Source organism: Pseudomonas sp. FW306-02-D09B (assembly GCF_058782685.1).
In genome coordinates this window covers 291,185-305,751 of sequence record NZ_JBYSXY010000002.1, presented here as the reverse complement: position 1 = coordinate 305,751, position 14,567 = coordinate 291,185, and the positions used below count along the sequence as shown (strand labels likewise).

Sequence of the window (14,567 nt, the reverse complement as noted above, 5' to 3'; positions counted from 1 at the left end):
GCCGAGAGCGAGTTATCAGTAACTCGCTCCCGGCTCGAACAACGCGTCAAGAATGGCCGTTAACGGGACGAGATCGCTTTGTAGTAGCCCCCAAACGTCTCGAGGCGATTCTCGATAACCGAAGCACTGTGTCGCTCGAAAGAAACCGCTCGCCCATCAGGCGATAGATAGGTAGCGCCTAGCTCTTTCAATGAAGTCCATTGGGCATAACCGCCTTTCTGATGCAGCTTGGCAATTTTTATCGCCCTGAGCGTGGAATCATCCGAGCCTCGAGACGGAATAACGGCAGTGCCAGCAGGTGCATCGTCGATAAACGCATACTCGGCGACGGCAGGGCCAGGCTTCAGGCTCAGCACCGGCTTCGGATCAAACGTGAAGTAGCCCTCGCGGGTCAGATGGGCACAGGGAAACTCTGGCCAGGAATCGGCAGCGACCAATTGCTCCGGGTACCTCAAGTCACCAATGACAACATACTGATGGTCAAAGTTGGTGGCTTTGACAATGTGTATTTCAGATGTCCGGGGCTGGTTCGCGAGGATCGAGAACGTCACTTTCGAATTCTCCGAACAGTTCCCGCCCTTGATGTTGATAGCGGCCTGTGCAGCTTCGGCAGTGGTGAGCTCGGCCGTAGGCAAACCGGTAGCCAAGTCGATTTTTCGGAGATTTTTCAGTGCAGCGATAGCCGATCCGCCCTTTTCCCAGATGCTCGGTAGTTGGTTGCCGGACAAAGGGAGAAGCTCCTTGGCGCGGGTGATCGCACGCTGCGCCATGTTCAAATCGGCCATGGTCTGCGACGAGACCTCAATGACCTTCTCGGTTACGGTCATATGCTCACCCAGCATATCCACGTAGCGATGCAAATCAGCCAGCGTGCCCGACGGGGCGTTGCCTGCTTTCGCTGCGAGGGCCAGCGATTCATATTGATCCGTACGTTCTGTTCTCTTCAGGTAACGAGCAGTCATTCCCAGCTCCCGCTGCGAATCCGACAAGGGCGTTGGCTCACCGTCCATGAACATGTTGTTCAGTAGTTCGGTGAATTGCTCAGGGGGCAGCAATTTTTTCAGCTCGGGCAACAGTTCGACGCTTTGCCTTATCACTGCTCTGGTCATGGGGGCATTGGCTTGAATGGCCTCGGCAAATGCCGGGTAAAGGGAGTTCAGATGCGATTCGGACAACTCATCGCAAATTAACTGCAGGCCATCCAAATAGTCGCTTTCTACAGACGGCAGGGGGTCGGAGGGATATCCCCAATCGACAAGGTTGTTAAAAACCGCCTGGAGCCTCTTCGTCTCAGGCTCCACAGCCCCCCCATTGGATGCACCTCCACGCAGACGAAGCAAAGCGGGATTAAAAGCCGGTGGTATCGGGACCGGGAACTGCGCAAGTATCGTGGACAACCTGTCAGGCCTTACTGCGTGGTCACGTACGGCCTGCTTCAGTGTCTGAACGTCACTCCTGCGAATATTCAAACCGGTCAGTTCGGCATCCGGGAGTGCCTGCAAGATCGAGGAGTAGAGGTCAGTCTCTGCGTGCAAGGCATGACCTTGATCATCGTAAGCCTGAAAGCTGCCATCTGTTCGCGAGACTATCGTGCGTTTAAGCGTGGCGCGCTCTGTACCGATACTGTCCAGCACCCCGCCTTCGTACTCGAACAGCCTGACTTGAATGGACACATCCGAGGGCCAGCCCGGCAGGTTCTCAAGCGAATGCAGCACCAGCGTTTCGGTATCGAAGCTTTCGACCGACGCCAGGTAAAGCCCCTCATAAGCACGAGCAACCCTCACTTCCTCACGCGCATAGAGCGCCAACCCCTTGAGTCGCGATGGCAAGCGCCCTTGGGCGACCAGTTGCAGTTCCTCGGGTGTGGCGACCGCCAGCAATTCTTGCGCAACAGCGCCAGGCAGACCCGGCATTTCGGACTGAACCGCTTGTACCCGAGCACTCCAGCGCAACTCGTGCTCTTTGTAACGAGCATTGAACATGAAGTTTCGCCTGGCGCTGGCACGCCGTGCGATTTCCGCCCGGAGGATTTTTGCATGAGCCCCGGTAGTCGTGACCGACGCGCCGAAAACGTCTTCCATCAGTGTTTTTGTTTCACCTTCATCAAGGTGCGAAAGCAAGGTTGTAATCAGGTCGCCATCGTTCAAGCGGTCCTCATTTATCCGCACAGGAACAGAATCGTTGGAGCCTGTCTGCCAAGTGACGCTTCCATCGCGCGCGACAAGTTGCAGCGGCCTTTCTCCGGGCCACACGCCATCCAGCAGTTGCAACTGTGTGCGTACATCGGCCTTCAGGTAGTGCTGTGGTTGTTCACTGCTGATCTGATCGATGAACGTCTGAATATCCCGATCAATCCTGAATCGCGTAACGGTATCGCTCAATAAGGGCAATGGAGGCTCATTGTCGATGTACATCCGGCGCATCGCGTCGACATGGGTGCGGCTGACCGTGCGGATGTCGTCGAACGAATCGGTCAAACCGTCAAGCGGCTGCCCCATCCGCATCATCAGCGTTTGCTCATCCCACGACTGAGGCTGCTCGCCTTCGATCACGAATGCCCCCGCCCCGTTACTCTCGACCACAGGTTGATAGGCATCTGGCCGGGTTGGATGCTGCACCCGGTGCTTGCCGGTTTGCGGGTCGTTTTTGAGTTCGAAGTGAGACGTATCGAGGCGCAGGATCGGCTTGCCGTCGTGCTGATGCAGCCACAATTCGTCGGGCTTTGAATCGGCAGCCAGAACCAGTGCCTTTTGCTGGTAGGGCTCAAGATTCTGCCCCCACAGACGTTGTTTGCCAGTGGCCAGGGTGACCGGTTTTGCCCCTTCGATAAATGGTGACAGCCTGGAGAACGCCAGGTCGCCAATCTTGATGCCGCCAGCAAACGCTGCCAGTTGAACCACGCTTTCGGTGAAGCCGATCAGCTGTTCAGCGGCCTCCAGATACAATCCTTCAGACAGATCGAGTACACCTTCAACCACTTCACTGACCAACTGATAAGCCGTATAGGCCAGCATCAATTCACCCAGAAAAGGCACGAAGGGGGTCACCACCAATAACGCGACATTGAAGATGTCCGAGAGCATTTTTTGCAGATTTTCAACCCACGCCCAACGCTCCGTACGATCGGCATCGGCAGTGGAAATGACTAACGCCCGGGCATCGTTGAGAATTTTGTTTTGCTGCTGCTGATAGAGATAAACCCACAGGTCACCATTGAAGCGGGTCTCGGTGTCGTTCTCGAACCGCATGACGCCATAGCGCAGGCGTGGGTTTTCTTCAGGCGTTTCTCGCCATACGGGCAGGTCCACTCCCCATTCTTTATCGTGCTGGGTAACCCGCACCAGTTGAGCATTGAGCGCGGCAAAAAAATGCCCACGCTGCTGATGGTCGACAAAGCGACTAAAGAACTGCTGATAACTGAGCCAGGACGAGGGCTGTGCAGGGGGCGACGCCTGGCCGGTATCACGTAACTGGCGAGTCAGCTCGCGGCTGAATTCGACGAGCGACGGGTACTCTTTCAACGGATGCTCGGGATCGTGCGGCACATAGGCAATGATTCGCCTGTTTGCACCATAAGGCGCATCGAGATCAGCGGCGATGAGCACAATGCCTTTCAGGAGCGTGTCGAGCATCGTCAGGTGATAGTAACGAACGGGAATACCGTCCAGGGTCAGGCCTTTAAGTCCCTTGATCATGCCCTGCACAACGAGATACGCCTGCGCCCCGATGTCTTTTCTCAAGAGCGCCATTTGCAGGGCGATTTTCAGCGCGGCTTGCTGGCTTTTTATGACTCTGTGCTGCAACACCCCGCGGGCCAGACCATCGGTGGGGCGCAAGTAACTTTCCAAATAGTGTTTGTACCTGGCGCCAATATCCAACTCGCGACACAGCGCCGTGAATTGCTCAATGGACATAGTGCTTCGAATTTTCTTTATATCAAAGTGTCCCTGCGCATCGGGTCGGGAGATAAACTCCGACCCCGACAAAAACACCTCGGCACTTGAAAAGTTCTGCAGCGCCGCATCCAGCAAGGAAACTGTACGACTGCTCGCACCGCCATCAAAGTTATGGCCCCACGGAGACAACTTTACCTCGGAGTACAACTTCAGAAACGTTTCCCTGACGTCATCTTCAACCCCGTATTTTTCCTTTAACGCCTGACGCAGCACTGGCTCGGCAAATGAACGGACGTCTTGCAAATCCATCAGCATTTTGTCGACATCATTCTGCGACGACCAGCTTGCCTCCAGGGCGTTGAGCATGCTCAGGTGTTCGGCTTGGGAAGCGTTCCTGATCCACCTGGGAATACCTGCACCGCCCACTTTTAACGTCCGAAGCCTTTGCGGTGTCGCCAGGGTCAGCCAGGCAGGAAGCGCACGCTCTATAAATTCGTGGTGAATACTTGCCTGAGCAACTTTGGCAGGCGACGTACTGTTTGTTGACGACGAAACCATCTGACACTACCTGAATTAATTATTTGAATGAACAGCCCCTTAATAAATAGTGGCGCCGCATCGCTAAAAGCGTACAACGCTCGGCGGCCCATTAATGGAGTGCAAGTCTGATTAGACCGTAAGATATTTCTTGCTGAAGTTTCATGAATCGATATAACCAACAGCCGATTCAACGTGTCATCAAACCGTTCAAAAAACCTTGTATCGACGGTAGTGCTCGGGTGTACAACCGGCCTGGCGCTGAAACATCGCGATAAACGCCGACGACGTGCTGTAGCCCATATCGAAGGCGATCTCCTGAATGCTGCGCTGGCTGTCCAGTGCTTCGATCGAAGCGAGGAAACGCAGGCGTTGGCGCCACTCACCGAAGCTCATGCCCAGTTCCCGAACAAACTGCCGGGCCAGGGTTCGTTCGCTGACGTGGATCTGCTCGGCCCACTGCGCCAGTGGCCGATTGTCGCCCGGTGATGCCTGCAAGGTTTCGAGCACACTGAGCAATCCGGCGCTGCTGGCGTAAGGCAAATAACAGTTATGCACCGGCGCTTGTTGAAGCTGATCGACCAACACCTCGGCCAGGCGCTTGTCTGCCGGGCGCTCGGGGATCTTGACGTCGCGGGCTGCGAAGTCCTTGAGGATTGCCTTGAGAATGTCACTGATCGCCAGCGTGCAGGCCTGTTGCGGCAGATCGCGACACAGTGGCGGCGCGAGGCAAACCGCGCGGTAATTGATCGGCTGGTTGCTATAGAAACTGTGCTCGGTCTGCGGCGGCACCCACACCGCGTATTGCGGCGGCGACATGAAGCGGCTGCCGCCGATTTCCATGTGCAATACGCCGTGGGCCGAATACTCCAGCGTGCCCCACGGATGACGATGAGCCGAGGCAAAGCGGTGAGCATCAAAGTCGGCATAGCGGAAGTACACGGGGGCCGGCAGTTCGCTGAAATCCAGTAGATCGATGTGTTTACTGTTCATGCTGTCTGTCATCAGGGGCAGGTTGTCTGGATTGAAGTATAGGCGCGCATCCAGACAGGCGATAATCACCCCGTCATCAACGTTCTGGTTTTTCCCATGCAATATGCTTATCCCCTGCTGGCCATTTTCATCTGGGCCGGCAACACCGTGATCAACAAACTGGCGGTCGGCGCGATCTTCCCCGCCGAGATCGGTTTCTATCGCTGGTTGCTCGCCGGAGTGCTGTTCACGCCATTCATGCTCAAACCGGTGATACGTCATTGGACGGTCATTCGCCCGAACCTAGGCAAGGTCTTCGTCCTCGGCGTGCTTGGCATGGCGGTCTATCAAAGCCTGGCCTACTTCGCCGCAACGCTGACCTCGGCCACCAACATGGGCATCATTCTGTCGCTGATGCCGTTGATGTCGCTGGCCATGGCGATTATCAGCCTCGGCCAACGGCTGACCGCCGGCGCGCTGGCCGGTGCGGTGCTGTCGTTTGCCGGCGTGCTGGTGGTGGTTTCGTCCGGCAGCCTGGGTGCGCTACTGGAACACGGGGTCAACCTGGGCGATGCGATGATGCTGATCGCGACCCTGGCCTATGCGGTCTACAGCACCTTGCTGAAAAAATGGCAGCTGCGTTTGCCGCCGCTGGTGCTGCTGTATTTGCAGGTGCTGGTGGCGGTGGTGGTGCTGTTTCCGCTGTTCCTGGCCTCGCCAAAAGTTGGCATGACCTTGCAGAACATTCCACTGGTGCTTTATGCCTGCCTGCTGGCCTCGATGCTCGCGCCACTGGCGTGGATGCAAGCGGTGGTGCGTCTGGGGCCAAGCCGAACCACGCTGTTCTTCAACCTGCTGCCACTGATTACCGCATTGATTGCGGCGGTGGTGCTGCATGAGCAACTGGCGCTGTATCACCTGGTGGGTGGAGTGCTGACGTTGGGCGGAGTGATTCTTTCGGAGCGTTGGACCACGGTGTTAGGCCGCACCTGATCCCCTGTGGCGAGGGAGCTTGCTCCCGTTGGGCTGCGCAGCAGCCCCAAAACAGGAGACCGCTTCGCGGTCGAGCGGGAGCAAGCTCCCTCGCCACAAAAGCGGCTAGACCCCCGCCGCCTTCAGTCGCTGCGCATGCTCGACGAATAACCGCAGCGGATCGGCGCCTTTGCCCACCAGCCCCAGCGACTGGTTGACGATGTCGAAGTGATCCAGCGGGTATTCATCGCCAATCACCGTGCCCAAATGCGAGCTGTAACGCCCGACCATACCGTCGCAATGCCCCGCTTCGCGGACGAAGGTGGTGGCGAACAAGCGACAGCTGCGGTTGGTGCCGTCGAACAGGTTACCGCCACGGTCGGTCTTGCCCGGTTGCAAGGTCCCGGACCACGAGTAATAGCGCACACCGTTGACCAACTCTGGCCCATGCCCGCCCCAGGTCTCGGGCAACCCCTGTGGATAACGCTGATTGAACAGCGCGACCCCTTCGCTGGTCAGCGAGTCGTGCGAGGCATGAACATCCACCGGCCATTTGTGCCTGGGATGACCGGTTTCCAGCAGGCCCATCAACCACGCGACCAGTTGCAACAACGCACTCAGCACACGGCCTTTCGCACTGTTGGGCGGACAGTGTTTGTGCAGGTAGTCCGCCAGCTCCGAGCCATGGTTGGGCCCCGCTACCGACGTCACCGAGGCTACCAGGTCCGGGCGCTTGGCGGCAGCGTAACGGGCGGTCAGCGAACCTTGGCTGTGGCCAATCAGATTGACTTTGCTTGCACCGGTTTCGCGCAATATTTCATCGATTTGCACTAACAACTCTTCACCGCGCACTTCGTTGGAGTTGACCGGCGAAACCTGAACCGCGATCACCGTCGCCCCACCCCGGCGTAGCGCCGAAATGATCCCGTACCAGTAGGGATAGAACAGCAGCCGAATAAAGCCGAGCATTCCCGGGACCAGCACCAAGGGGTAACGCGTGGAGGTCTCTTGCGACATGGGCAGACATCCTTGTGATCGAGTAAGAAGGCCCAAGACGGGATGCAAGATGTCGCTCACGAGCATCGCCCCCCGAGGATGACACCTTCACGACCAGTCTATGACATTCCCGGCTCGCTACTTCACACCAATCACTCACACTTAAGTAGCGGACACACCGGCGACATGACGATTATATTCAGAGACGTGTAACAGCAGCGGTCTTAGCGCAGCCAAATAATCGCACACATTCTTAATACCCCCGAAAAAAAACAACGCCTTCTTATACTAACAACCACAGAAACACCCCGCAACAATCATCGAGTTACAAACGCACACTCGACATAACGCCTCAGTTGTTTATATTTCAAATCACAGACAAGAGGTCTGCAATCAAACAACAAGGACTCTATTTATGCATATTGAACAACGCCTCGAATTTCTTGATACGCTTCCTGTTTTACCAGCTTCGAGCTTTACACCTCGAATCGCTACGTTCAGCCCACCGATCGATCCAAACAAAGAAAGCGCTACAGTCGGTCCGGAAATGATGAACATTTACATACCCGGCGTCTCGGAGCAAAACCGTAAAGACGTTGACAACTGCAAGTTACTAGTTCAAAACGCCGCAACACAACTGTATGACCCAATCAAGCAACTGCACGAGTGGTACAAGTATTACACCGAGAGCCTTGCCAAACTTGGCTGGGTCACCCAGGCGTCCCAAACCAAGGATATAAACATCCGTAAAACCGGCCTCACCATGGATGCTGTAGCCTTTGAGATACTTCAGGGCCTGGTGGGTGCAAATGCCCCCCAATTGCTGGCGCTCGCTGGCAAAGCCGTGGAAGGCGTGAAAAATAATGAAGGATTGATCAATATTTACAATCGCAATGCCAAAATTGGCTATGAAGCCAAGTTTGACATGTCGCCAGTCTGGCAAACCCGCGAAGGTTCGCCAATGATGATTCTTAACTGCACATCCGTGGATGTCAGGGAAAGCACTCGGGGCATTCTCTGGTGGAAGTCGACCACTCAATCCACCGCTGTAAAATCGGCAGCATCGGCCGTTTATCTCAACGTGGGTATCTATGACCAAATACGTGCTTCCGTTCTTAAGAAGCTTGGTCAGGCTGCCGAAGACTTCCTGGAGAGCATTCCGGGTTTCTAATAATTACATTCAAGTAAATTGATGAAAACCGAGGCCAATGAGCACTCATGGCCTCCGTTCCCGTCAACCCGCTTTCATTTCATTTTCCCGGAGCTTTTATGAAGTCTATGACACCCGACATTTACGTCGTTGACGGAAACATTACACTTTTTTACGGCTCACACTCCGAAGGCTATAAAAAAGATATTTTGCATTCCAGCCTACTGGCGCAACTGATTGCCAACAGCACTCCCGACACTGAACTCAATGCTTACCGAAAAACCCTGAACACCTTGTTCTGGACAGTCAACAGTTTCGAAAGCCGAACGATCAAGAAAGAACCTTCGAGCCTTTTGACCCTTGCAAAGACAGGTTTATCCAGCGCATTAATGGAAGGGCAATTACAACAACTTAGCAACGCATTTACCATCATAAAACAGCTGCCTGATGATTCCCCGATCATTGAGGCGATAGTGAATAAAATTCAAATAAAACACATTCCCGACGTTAACCCCGGCAACTTTTTACCCAGTGAAAATTCCACTTTCAGCATCAGCACGCTTCTGACAATTGTATTCGAAAACAAAACAACCCTTTCACTACAAATATCGTTCAAAACTTCCCGCTCCGTTGACATCACAATTCTCGATCAAGTGATCTCCCAAAAGACTATTCTTGGCGACCCCGAGACCTTCTTATGGTCTACCCATCTGCAGGAAGACAAGTACGACGCCATCAGAAGCCAAGTAACTGGAAAGCTGGGTAGCAAGGTAGACACCCACCTTTTTCACGTAAATCCAACTGCATTAATACACTAAATGAAAGACTGAAGCGCCAAAGGCATGCGGGGCATTAATGGCGTTTCGAACGCCATTGACGCTCAAAGCCGCTGTCGGGGCCTTCTTCAACCCTTGACGGTCTTCGGTGCCTTACCTGCCTTCATCTGCTCCAACAATGGTGCGCACTGATTCGGCTCACCGCCACTCGGCGCTACCAGTGCCAGCAGCCCCGCCGCCGGACCGGCAATCACGCCCAGCGCCACCATCCCCGCGCCCCGCAACATCAGCGGCACACCCTTTACACCGGTATCCGGCTTGATGAACTTACCGCGCACATACAGCGGCGAACGCAACGAGATCAGCCGCACGCCCTTGGACTCTGGCGTGATGGTCAGGTCCAGCTGCTCACTGGCCATGTTCGCCGTGCCGTCGATGTAGACGATCGCGTTCTCGGTGTCGAACACAAACAGCCGGGAGGTGGCCAGACCGGTCTTGACGTCGAAGTCTGCCGCCGCGCAGTTGATCTTCACGTCCTGGTCGCCAAAGATTTTCCCGACCACATAATTGCCGACGTTCAGCCCGGCCAACTCCATCAGTTGGCGACTGATCGCACCGTCGTTCATCAACAGCTTCAGATTGCCATTGGCGCTGCCCAGCAACGCCGCCACCGAGTTGCCGTGACCCGCGAGATCGGCGTCACCGTTGAGTTCCCCAAAGCTGGTTTTCATCGTCTCGAAGCTCGGGAACAGTTGCTTGAGCTTGAAGCCGCGCGCGGTCAGTTTCGCCCGTCCTTCCAACGGCGTGGCAAGGCCGTTCAGACGGATCTGCGCATCAAGCTTGCCGCCCGCTACGCCAAAACGCAGCGGCTCCAGGCTGATCTGACCATCGTTGAGCACCAGGTGCGTATAGAGATCGGTAAACGGCAGCTTCTCGCTTTGAACGATGCGTTTACCGGTGAATTCGACGTCGGCGTCCATATCGCGCCAGCGCTCGGTATGGAATTCCTCGACCGGCAACACCTTGTCCGCCGGCTGCTTGCTTTCGCCGCCGCGGGCCTTTTGCTTGGTGTTGGAGTCGGCGCCGATCAACGGCGCGAGGTCGGCGAGCAACAATTGATTGGAGACCACCGCACCACTGAGCTTGGGTCGTGGCTGGCTGGCGACATACGTCAGGTCGCCGTGAATATCGCTGCTGCCGATGGTGCCGTTGAATGCCTCGTAGTGGAACGTTGCACCATCCGACTGGCGCAGGTTGGCAATCAAGTGACCGTCGGTAGTGTAAGGCGGCGAAGCCGGCAGGGGTACGCCGGTCAAGGGATAAAGATTGCCCAGGCTGGTGCCGGCCAGCTTCAGGCGCAGGTCCAGCGCGCCGAGATTCAGCGGGTCGGTCAGGGTGCCGGCCAATTCGACGCTGGTATCGGCAAGCTTCACCTGCGCGTGCAACGGGAACGGCTTGGCCGCGTCCTGTAATGCCAGCAGCCCGCCGACCTTGCCTTCGCCCGCCAGTTTCTGACCGTGGTACTGGCCTTTGACCTTCAGCGCGAACACATAGTCTTGCAGCGCCGAGCCCTTCTCCAGAGCTTTCTTCGCGGCTTTATCACCGACGATGTCGCTGAACGGGATCGGCTTGCCCAGCAGGTCGATCAGCAGGTCGAGCTGAGTGTTCAAGGTCTGGTCGTCGAGGGTGACGTGGCCCTTGTCGAAGCCGATCGCACCGATGTCTACCACCCAGCGAGACGGTTCGGCGTTCGGGTCTTTCGGATCGAACTTGAAGGTCCAGTTGGCACGACCATCGGCCAGGCGTTGCAAGTCGGCATTGGGCTCAGTGAGGTCGATACGCGGGATCACCACCCGCTGCGCCAATAGCGCCAAAGGCGAAATCCGCAACTCGACGCGCTTGAGGCTGACCATTTGCGGCTTTTTCGACCAGTCCGGGTTGCCCAGGCTCAAGTCCTCGGCCATCACATGCGGCCACGGCACCCAGGCGCGCCAACCGCCTTCATCGACTTCACGTTTCCAGGCCACCGTCAGGTTGCCGTTGATGGCAAAGGGGCGGTGCAGTTCTTCGGAGACTTTGCTGTTGAGCGGCGGTTTGATCCGGTTCCAGTCGAAGAACGCGATGATCAGCACCAGCACGGCCATCAGCAGCACGAGGCTGCCGACAACCCAGGCGAGAATTTTACGAGTGCGCGTCATTGCACAGAACTCCTGATTGCGACTCAGCGCCCTGACTGCGACGCCTGCATGGAAACGGTAGGCCAAAAATCGGCCGATTATAGGAGCTACGACTGGCAAATGGCCCGCAGGTTTAACGCTCCTTCCATTCAGACATGAAAAAACCAACTTTCCTGACCGATCAGACAGCTCGCGTTACCCGCCTCCGCACTTTTTCGACCCGCAAGTGAGTCGAAAATACCCACCTCGGTGCAAAAGCGCTCCGCGGAAACGTCCGTTCTAGAGGCTTTCCGCCGAACAATCAATTCCGTTGATTATTACCATTGTCTTTATGAACTTTTATATCGACTTATCGAGAGTAGCATTAACTTCGTACCCACTTTATAGCCCTCCCAAGGAGCAACCGATCATGAAACGCCAAGTACTGCTTAGCCTGACCCTTTCGATGTTAGCCAGCACCGCTTTTGCCCTGCCAGCTGCCGATCAGGCAACTCCGCAAGTCAAATCCAGCCACTCGGTTTACAGCCAAACGGTTGCCGATGGTGCCAATGGTAACGAACGCCTGAAAGAAAAAGGCCTGATCACTCAGGACGGCTACGACAAGACACCACAAGGTCAGACCCTGGCTTCCGACGGCTCCGATCGCACCCCACAAGGCCAGACCCTGGCTTCCGACGGCTCCGATCGCACCCCACAAGGTCAAACCCTGGCTTCCGACGGCTCCGATCGCACTCCACAAGGCCAGACCCTGGCTTCCGACGGTTCCGACCACACCCCACAAGGCCAAACACTGGCTGAAGGTGGTGGTGACCGTGTGATCGAACGCAACGCTAGCCTGAGCTAAGGCCATGCTGGCCCGGAAAAAAGCCCGATCTCCTGGATCGGGCTTTGACTTTATGTAGCTTGTACTCCCCGCCTCACCTTCCTTTACTCAAGTTCGACGCCAGCAAAGCTGATTTGCTAGAGTGCGCCGCTGTCCTTGATTAGAAGTCAGCCGCCTGATGCTGCCCCGCGCCGAACAGAAACAACAGACCCGCAACGCCTTGATGGACGCTGCCCGCCACCTGATGGAATGCGGCCGAGGATTCGGCAGCCTGAGCCTGCGTGAAGTGGCGAAAACCGCTGGTATTGTCCCGACCGGTTTCTACCGGCACTTTACCGACATGGATCAGCTAGGGCTGGAACTGGTCAGCGAAGTCGGCCAGACCTTCCGCGAAACCATCCGCCTGGTGCGCCACAATGAATTCGTCATGGGCGGGATCATCGATGCCTCGGTGCGAATTTTCCTTGATGTAGTCGCGGCCAACCGTTCGCAGTTCCTGTTTCTGGCGCGCGAACAATATGGCGGCTCGCTGCCAGTGCGCCTGGCCATCGGCAAACTGCGCGAAAACATCAGCTCGGACCTGGCCGCCGACTTGTCCTTGATGCCCAAACTGCAACACCTCAATTTTGCCGGGTTGTCGGTCATGGCCGACCTGATTGTCAAAAGCGTGTTCGCCACCCTCCCCGACATCATCGACCCGCCAGCCGAAGCCTTGCCCGCGCACCTGACGCCACAGGCGAAGATCACTCAACAACTGCGCTTTATCTTTATCGGTCTCAAACACTGGCAAGGGTTGGGCAGTACCGAGTAGCCAATGCTCGTTCCCACGCTCTGCGTCACTGCCGAAGCGGACGCAGAGCGTCCAGTGAGGCATTCCCACGCAGAGCATGGGAACGATCAACATCTTCTTGCGCTACAAATTGGTGCGTACACCCCCCCCCGCGCACCAAACCCACCCGCACTTATTCAAAATCACGCAACATTCAGAAACATCCTCTACGCTCTGACAGGGTTTTCCTACGTCTCGTCCGATTGGCAAGCCCCTTGCTCTAGCCTGAGCATTGTCCTTTGCTGGAAGCCTTCCAATGCTGGTGATTCATCGCAGAATCGACCCTCAACCCGTCTGGGCCGCCGAGTTGCACCTGAACTTCGAGGCGCGCAGTAAAAGTCGCCTGCGCTGTTTCAGTGCCGAAGGTGAAGACGTCGGGTTGTTTTTGGAGCGGGGGCAGCCGCCGCTGTACGACGGCGAATGCCTGGAGGCCGAAGACGGCCGCATCGTCCGTGTCTGTGCCCGTCCCGAGCAACTGCTGCATGTCACCTGCGCCAACGCCTTCGAACTGACCCGCGCCGCCTATCACCTGGGCAACCGCCACGTTGCCCTGCAAGTCGGTGATGGCTGGCTGCGCCTGCTTGACGATTACGTGCTCAAAGCCATGCTCGAACAGCTGGGTGCGCAGACCGCAAACATCGAAGCACCGTTCCAGCCGGAGCACGGCGCCTATGGCGGTGGCCATCACCATTCGCGGCACGGCGACGAGGATTTCAACTATCCGCCGAAACTGCATCAGTTCGGCGTACGCACGTGAACCCAGCCTGGGCGCTGCTGCGTCTGGCCAGCCCGCAATTGCCGATTGGCGGCTACAGCTATTCCCAAGGCCTGGAAATGGCTGTGGATAACGGCCGCGTAAACGACCCGGAATCGGCCAAACGCTGGATCAGCGATCAGTTGCTGCTGAACTTGGCGCGTTTCGAAGCGCCGCTGCTGCTCGCCCATTGCACTGCCGCCGCCAATGAAGACTGGCCGCAGTTGCTGCAACGCTGTGAGGAACACCGCGCCAGCCGGGAAACCCGCGAGCTGCATCAGGAGAGCCGGCAAATGGGCTATTCCCTGCAGCAACTGCTCAACGGTTTGCCGGAACTGGATGACGCCGCCCGCAGCTTTCTCGCACAACGCAGCGAACCGCATCTGGCCCTCGGCTGGGCGCTGGCCGCCCGCGCCTGGCAGATCAGCCCGCAAGACGCACTCGCCGCCTGGCTCTGGAGCTGGCTGGAGAATCAATTGGCGGTGTTGATGAAAACCCTGCCACTGGGCCAGCAAGCCGCACAACGGCTCACCAGCGAACTGTTGCCGCTGTTGCAACAGGCTCAGCAGAACGCCTCAAGCCTTGACCCTCAACATTACGGCAGCGCCGCTTTCGGCCTGTCCCTGGCGTGCATGGCCCATGAGCGCCAGTACAGCCGCCTGTTCCGTTCCTAGGGCCTGTTATT

General features: G+C 56.7%; 11 protein-coding genes. 7 read left to right on the top strand and 4 right to left on the bottom strand.

Annotated elements, in window-relative coordinates:
• Window positions 1–59: 59 nt before the first annotated feature.
• Both AC3WK5_RS05615 and AC3WK5_RS05610 read right to left on the bottom strand, forming a co-directional pair.
• A complete protein-coding gene (locus AC3WK5_RS05615; RefSeq protein ID WP_256585216.1) occupies window positions 60–4,454 on the bottom strand; it encodes a dermonecrotic toxin domain-containing protein in 4,395 nt (1,464 codons plus the stop codon).
• Between the two features lie 189 nt (window positions 4,455–4,643).
• Window positions 4,644–5,426 (bottom strand): AraC family transcriptional regulator, encoded by a 783-nt coding sequence (locus AC3WK5_RS05610; protein WP_177474839.1) that lies wholly within the window; start codon window positions 5,424–5,426, stop codon window positions 4,644–4,646.
• A gap of 96 nt (window positions 5,427–5,522) precedes the next feature.
• Between AC3WK5_RS05610 and AC3WK5_RS05605 the strand changes: the two genes are divergently transcribed.
• Complete coding sequence (locus AC3WK5_RS05605; protein ID WP_103317019.1) at window positions 5,523–6,398, top strand: DMT family transporter; 876 nt, start codon at window positions 5,523–5,525, stop codon at window positions 6,396–6,398.
• 105 nt (window positions 6,399–6,503) lie between these two features.
• On the opposite strand, the gene AC3WK5_RS05600 is transcribed toward AC3WK5_RS05605, so the two are convergent.
• Window positions 6,504–7,394: an esterase/lipase family protein gene (locus tag AC3WK5_RS05600; protein WP_103317021.1), complete on the bottom strand. Its 891-nt coding sequence runs from the start codon at window positions 7,392–7,394 to the stop codon at window positions 6,504–6,506.
• Window positions 7,395–7,788: 394 nt separating this feature from the next.
• Here AC3WK5_RS05600 and AC3WK5_RS05595 point away from each other — a divergent pair, with 394 nt between their 5' ends.
• On the top strand, window positions 7,789–8,544 hold the full coding sequence (locus AC3WK5_RS05595) for a hypothetical protein (RefSeq protein WP_054595402.1): 756 nt from the start codon (window positions 7,789–7,791) through the stop codon (window positions 8,542–8,544).
• A gap of 47 nt (window positions 8,545–8,591) precedes the next feature.
• On the top strand, window positions 8,592–9,341 hold the full coding sequence (locus AC3WK5_RS05590) for a hypothetical protein (protein ID WP_103317023.1): 750 nt from the start codon (window positions 8,592–8,594) through the stop codon (window positions 9,339–9,341).
• Window positions 9,342–9,427: 86 nt separating this feature from the next.
• On the opposite strand, the gene AC3WK5_RS05585 is transcribed toward AC3WK5_RS05590, so the two are convergent.
• Entirely contained in the window at window positions 9,428–11,497 is a 2,070-nt protein-coding gene (locus AC3WK5_RS05585) for an AsmA family protein (RefSeq protein ID WP_103317025.1), read from the bottom strand.
• 388 nt (window positions 11,498–11,885) lie between these two features.
• Between AC3WK5_RS05585 and AC3WK5_RS05580 the strand changes: the two genes are divergently transcribed.
• The 4 genes from AC3WK5_RS05580 to AC3WK5_RS05565 all read left to right on the top strand — a co-directional run bounded on the left by AC3WK5_RS05580 (window position 11,886) and on the right by AC3WK5_RS05565 (window position 14,556).
• Window positions 11,886–12,320, top strand: coding sequence for a hypothetical protein (locus tag AC3WK5_RS05580; RefSeq protein ID WP_103317027.1), 435 nt, complete (start codon window positions 11,886–11,888; stop codon window positions 12,318–12,320).
• A 157-nt stretch (window positions 12,321–12,477) separates the two neighbouring features.
• On the top strand, window positions 12,478–13,110 hold the full coding sequence (locus AC3WK5_RS05575; protein WP_054595398.1) for a TetR family transcriptional regulator: 633 nt from the start codon (window positions 12,478–12,480) through the stop codon (window positions 13,108–13,110).
• A gap of 274 nt (window positions 13,111–13,384) precedes the next feature.
• Window positions 13,385–13,885 (top strand): urease accessory protein UreE, encoded by a 501-nt coding sequence (gene ureE, locus AC3WK5_RS05570; RefSeq protein WP_103316274.1) that lies wholly within the window; start codon window positions 13,385–13,387, stop codon window positions 13,883–13,885.
• Window positions 13,882–14,556 (top strand): urease accessory protein UreF, encoded by a 675-nt coding sequence (locus AC3WK5_RS05565; protein ID WP_103316275.1) that lies wholly within the window; start codon window positions 13,882–13,884, stop codon window positions 14,554–14,556. Before ureE ends, AC3WK5_RS05565 begins: the two co-directional genes overlap by 4 nt.
• Window positions 14,557–14,567: the final 11 nt, after the last annotated feature.

What these genes read in the sequence shown, in the direction of transcription:
- AC3WK5_RS05615 (WP_256585216.1), bottom strand. Translation starts at nt 4,454, where the DNA reads ATGGTTTCGTCGTCAACAAACAGTACGTCGCCTGCCAAAGTTGCTCAG.
- AC3WK5_RS05610 (WP_177474839.1), bottom strand. Translation starts at nt 5,426, where the DNA reads ATGAACAGTAAACACATCGATCTACTGGATTTCAGCGAACTGCCGGCC.
- AC3WK5_RS05605 (WP_103317019.1), top strand. Translation starts at nt 5,523, where the DNA reads ATGCAATATGCTTATCCCCTGCTGGCCATTTTCATCTGGGCCGGCAAC.
- AC3WK5_RS05600 (WP_103317021.1), bottom strand. Translation starts at nt 7,394, where the DNA reads ATGTCGCAAGAGACCTCCACGCGTTACCCCTTGGTGCTGGTCCCGGGA.
- AC3WK5_RS05595 (WP_054595402.1), top strand. Translation starts at nt 7,789, where the DNA reads ATGCATATTGAACAACGCCTCGAATTTCTTGATACGCTTCCTGTTTTA.
- AC3WK5_RS05590 (WP_103317023.1), top strand. Translation starts at nt 8,592, where the DNA reads ATGGCCTCCGTTCCCGTCAACCCGCTTTCATTTCATTTTCCCGGAGCT.
- AC3WK5_RS05585 (WP_103317025.1), bottom strand. Translation starts at nt 11,497, where the DNA reads ATGACGCGCACTCGTAAAATTCTCGCCTGGGTTGTCGGCAGCCTCGTG.
- AC3WK5_RS05580 (WP_103317027.1), top strand. Translation starts at nt 11,886, where the DNA reads ATGAAACGCCAAGTACTGCTTAGCCTGACCCTTTCGATGTTAGCCAGC.
- AC3WK5_RS05575 (WP_054595398.1), top strand. Translation starts at nt 12,478, where the DNA reads ATGCTGCCCCGCGCCGAACAGAAACAACAGACCCGCAACGCCTTGATG.
- ureE (WP_103316274.1), top strand. Translation starts at nt 13,385, where the DNA reads ATGCTGGTGATTCATCGCAGAATCGACCCTCAACCCGTCTGGGCCGCC.